This window comes from Actinoplanes sp. NPDC048791, assembly GCF_040650095.1.
Taxonomy (GTDB): domain Bacteria; phylum Actinomycetota; class Actinomycetes; order Mycobacteriales; family Micromonosporaceae; genus Actinoplanes.
On sequence record NZ_JBEZGQ010001474.1, the window covers coordinates 1 to 1,587 of the forward strand.

The 1,587-nt window shown below is 72.7% G+C and carries 2 protein-coding genes; both read left to right on the plus strand.

Going from position 1 to position 1,587, the window contains the following annotated elements:
• The first annotated feature begins 380 nt into the window (after positions 1-380).
• Positions 381-1,289 carry an IniB N-terminal domain-containing protein gene (locus AB0C29_RS47570; RefSeq protein WP_360834866.1) on the plus strand — a complete coding sequence of 303 codons (909 nt, stop codon included), beginning with the start codon at positions 381-383 and terminating at the stop codon, positions 1,287-1,289.
• 75 nt (positions 1,290-1,364) lie between these two features.
• Positions 1,365-1,587: hypothetical protein (locus AB0C29_RS47575; protein ID WP_360834868.1), on the plus strand; the 223-nt coding region annotated here is incomplete at its 3' end.

Genomic DNA, 1,587 nt, shown 5'->3' on the forward strand with positions numbered 1-1,587 from the left:
CGGGCCCCAGCCTCCGGCGGCGCCGTCGGTGCGCCGGCAGACGGCGGCCTTGGTGGCGCCGGCGCCGATGTCGATCCCCAGGACGTAGGGCACGTCGTTACTCCTCCATCACCGACGGCCATTACTGCGGGTGTGACAGCGCGGTGGGCGTCATTCGGCCGGATAGGTCCACATGTTCGTACCAGAAGACCGCTCGCGGATCGTCCCCCAAAAAATCATGCCGCCGAATCCCCTAACCCCCTAACGCCGGGCCCCGGGGGAGCACCGATCGGCCCGGACCGGTTGGGGGCTCCAACCCCGATGCCCGCGCCGGCCGGCCTCCGTACGGTTTGCTGCGGTGCCGGATCCCGGTGCCAGTGACCGGTCTCTGAAGGAGCCTCATGGAAGCGTCCCCGACGTTGCAGGATTTCGTCCTCAACCTGATCTACGACCCGGCCGCCCGTTCGGCCTTCGAGCTCGACCCGGAGACCGCGCTGAACGCGGCCGGCCTGGCCGACGTCACCGCGGCCGACGTGCAGCAGGTCATCCCGCTGGTGGTCGACTCGGCCCCGGTCACCGGCCTGTACGGCCTGGCCGGCGTCGACGACCTCACCACCGGGGTGGCCAACCTGGACGTGGCCGGCGCGGTGTCGCAGCTGCAGGCGATCACCTCGCAGGTGGCCGTCATGCCGGGCCAGGTGGCCGGTGACCTGAACGTCGCCAACACCCTGGCCGGAGTGAACGCCACGGTGCTCACCGTGGCCGGCGACGACGTGGTCGGCGGCTCGGTGCTGTCCGGCAACTCGCTCGGCCTGGCCGGGCTGAGCGGCGGCGTGACCGGGCTGGGCGGCGGCGTGACCTCGGCCGTGCCGGTCGGGGTCGGTGGGCTGTCCGCGGGCAACGACCCGGCCCTGCACCTGGACAACACTGTGGTGGCCCCGGTCGAGCACAGCGTGACCAACGTGGTCAGTGGCGTGGACCAGGTGGCTCCCGGCGTCGACGCCGGCCCGGTCGGCATCCTGGACGGTGGCCTGGGCACGGTCACCAACCTGCCCGCATCGATCCCGCTGGATCACGTGCCGGACCTTGACGTCGCCGGGGTCGGCGGGGCAACCTCTTCGGTCGGGTCCCTGATCAAGCCGGATCTGGGCCACGTCCTGCCGCACGACCCGGTGCAGGGCCTCGACAGCACCCTGACCGGCGTCGGTGGCGCCGCGCACGATGTCACCAGCGGCGTGCTGCACAGCGTGACCCACCCGGCCGAGGACAGCGAGCCGTCGCACGACCTGCTGGGCGGGCTGCACCACTAAAGTGCCCGCGGCACCGGTCCGGGTCGGGCGACACGACGACGAGAGACTGGGCGGACACGAATTGGGCGGGAGCGAATGACGCGATGGGAGGCCGGACCCACGGCCTATGCGGGTCCGGCCTCCCTCGTCCCGCAGAGCCCGGTCCCGGCCCGTGCGGCCGAACCGGATCCGCTGCGGGCGGCCGGGGCCCTGTGGTGGCTCGACGTCCTCGACTCCACGATCCGTACGTGCGGCACGCACGGCCGGTCCGAGGTCGCCGAGTGGCTGTCCCGCCGGCGCGCGCAGCTGCTGCGGCCGG